This is a genomic window from Dysgonomonas sp. 521 (genome assembly GCF_010501055.1).
Lineage (GTDB): Bacteria > Bacteroidota > Bacteroidia > Bacteroidales > Dysgonomonadaceae > Dysgonomonas.
Genome location: NZ_QVMO01000191.1, coordinates 1 through 2,643 on the forward strand (window position 1 = coordinate 1; position 2,643 = coordinate 2,643).

General features: G+C 36.2%; 2 protein-coding genes, 1 tRNA gene and 1 pseudogene. All 4 read right to left on the minus strand.

Going from position 1 to position 2,643, the window contains the following annotated elements:
* A pseudogene (locus tag D0T84_RS21990) lies at positions 1-239 on the minus strand (transposase); the annotation flags it as partial.
* The gene (locus tag D0T84_RS21995; RefSeq protein WP_163310059.1) at positions 223-900 is read right to left on the minus strand and encodes a hypothetical protein; all 678 of its coding nucleotides are present in this window, start codon (positions 898-900) and stop codon (positions 223-225) included. The pseudogene D0T84_RS21990 and the gene D0T84_RS21995, both read right to left, overlap by 17 nt.
* A gap of 145 nt (positions 901-1,045) precedes the next feature.
* A complete protein-coding gene (locus tag D0T84_RS22000; protein WP_163310060.1) occupies positions 1,046-2,215 on the minus strand; it encodes a site-specific integrase in 1,170 nt (389 codons plus the stop codon).
* Positions 2,216-2,365: 150 nt separating this feature from the next.
* Positions 2,366-2,436 (minus strand) — tRNA-Cys (locus tag D0T84_RS22005).
* Positions 2,437-2,643 lie beyond the last annotated feature (207 nt).

Sequence of the window (2,643 nt, forward strand, 5' to 3'; positions counted from 1 at the left end):
TTGGGGCGTCCTTTCTTTCCGGTCTTCTCTCCCTGATAAAGATAGAGCAGGTTGGAGTCATCCCGCAGACGACTTACCAGATGGAAGCCCAAATCGTGGAGTCCTTGGGTGAAAGAGAATTTGGAAAAATAGGCGTCGGCTACTATATACTTGGAAACGGATAACAGTTGCTCTTTGTATTGCTCAATGACTTTCAGGTACCAATCATTCAAGGTTGCTCCCCTAATTATTTCTTGCATCACGTCTAAACAATCCAGGATGATTAGGGTCTTCCTCCACTTCTACGGATGAATTATTTAATGACATATTAAAATACTCAAGTAGTCCCATATGAACAATGGTTAATCCGTCGAAATTAATTCCCAATCCCGATTCACTTTCCATATACCAAAATGCTCGATGTCCTATTTCGTGAAAAAATAATGATGGCGACATTATTGATTTTTCTTCAAAGCAATATGTTTTTGGAGTAGTCAAAAGAGGAGAGTTTCCAAATACAATTTCTAGTATTCTATATCCTTCTTGACTATTGAAATCAATCTTATTATCAAATAACAAATTATAATATTCAATAACTTTATGTATGTTATGAATGGCATAAACAGCATAATACTCAGGTGAATATGGCTTAATATTCTTTGCAAAGTTTAGTGGTCTATATGATATATGTACCTCCATATCATCAGGGTTTCCGTCTGGAAATGATATTGAGTCTAAATAACCGAACTTTACTGATTCGATATAAGGTGATATGATTGTTCCATTATCTGATATAAAGTCTAAGTATACAGTTTCCGTGTACTTTTTCCCCTCTTTCAAATAATCTACTTCAATGTTGTTTTGTGTACAACTTGCAAATGATAAAGTTATTAAAGTTGCTAAAAAAAATAATTTGTTCATAATTTTACTTTTTAATTTATGGTTTCCCGCCAAATGGCAGCTCACATATTTACGCAATCTTCATCTAATTATACTCGGCCCACAAAGATAATCCTTTTCTCTCTAATTCTAAGAAATAGAAACTACATTTCTAAAAATTAGACTTTTATACTATCCATTTCGCCAACATTTCCCGAATTAAATAATCGTCCTGAAGATGGGTGTATGTTTCTTTCATGACGTCTTTTTCAGAGTGCCCCATCATGTGCTCAATATTGCTATCTGAAATACCTTTGCCTGTAGCTATCGTTCGAAAACTATGCCTTGCTCGGTGGTACGTGATTCGTTTGTCAATGCCTTGCTCCTTCATAATCTCTTTCAGATAACGGTTAGTTGGCTGATTAGATAATGCCGTGAATATCTTTTGGAAATCCTGACCTGTGCCAAGCAAATTTTTAACTTTATCAGAAACAATAGGGATTTGATAGGGCATATTATTCTTGTATCTCTCATTAACAAGCAACAAACAGTCTTTTCCGTCTACCACATAAGTCTTCACATCCGCATAAGTAACTACATCAAATTCCACAAAAGAAAGCCCGCAATAACAGGAAAAAAGGAAATTCCGGAGAACAACTTGCTTACCTTTGCTGTAGACACCACTCTGATATACATCGTATAGTTTTGCAATTTCTTCCTCTGTAAGTACATCCGTATTCTCGGTCTTGATTTTCTTCTTAATCTCAAAATTATCATATGGATTCTTGGTGATTAGTTCTTTCTTCATCGCTACACCTATCAAAAACTTGAAATTAGCGTGTTTTTTGTAAACAGTAGACTGTTTGTTCCCGGATTCGATTTCGTGTTTATGGAAGCTTTGAATGAAGTCGAGCGTTATCTCGCTGAATGAAAGCGTAGGTTTCCATACTTTCATCGTATTAATAAGCTTTTTGTAGTTATCAATAGTCCCTTTGCGCCTGTCTGTTTGCAGGAACTCCAACTCCTGTGTGATAAAGTCGTAAAAGTCAGTATGGCTTTCTGTCTTCTCAAACAACAACTCCCGGAACTTTGGAATAGGCAACGGGTTATTGTAGTTGTCCATTATCAAGCTTGTAGCCCTTTGGTGTACTTCCCGGATAATTTTGTTGAACTGGTAAGATAACGGATCACCTTTGCGAACCATTAAGGCATTTTTATCCCAGTGTTTGGGATAGATTGAAATACCAAGACCGAAGTAGGAACTTTTGCGATTAGCGATGTAGCGTAGTGCTAATGATTGCTTACCGTCTTTACTGACATAGAACTGTCTTAACTGAAATTTTACTGTTGCTCTCATGATTTAATCGTTTTTAATTTGACTAACATTTGACCAACAAAGTGTGCAATTTCTGAAATTTCGCTTTCTAAACCTTCTACCACAAAGGCGTTAATTACTTGAAAAACAGAAGGATTAGAAATTTACTTTCTAATCCTTCAACATACTTAGAGGTTCCTGGCGGATTCGAACCGCCGTCAACGGTTTTGCAGACCGGTGCCTAACCACTCGGCCAAGGAACCATTCTGGGTTAGCGAGTGCAAAGATATAATATTTTATTCAAGATACAAGAGTTTTCATTCGATTTTATATACAATCTCCAATAGCGTCCTAAATAAAAAGTGAGAGGTTTTCGTTTTCTGTTCCTTAAAGTTACCTTTGAGGTGCAACACAAAAAACGAACCTCTCATGGCAAAAATAACATTATTCGCTCAAATTCTTAGCAAACT

Coding starts and splice junctions, on each gene's coding strand:
- D0T84_RS21995 (WP_163310059.1), bottom strand. CDS start 900: ATGAACAAATTATTTTTTTTAGCAACTTTAATAACTTTATCATTTGCA.
- D0T84_RS22000 (WP_163310060.1), bottom strand. CDS start 2,215: ATGAGAGCAACAGTAAAATTTCAGTTAAGACAGTTCTATGTCAGTAAA.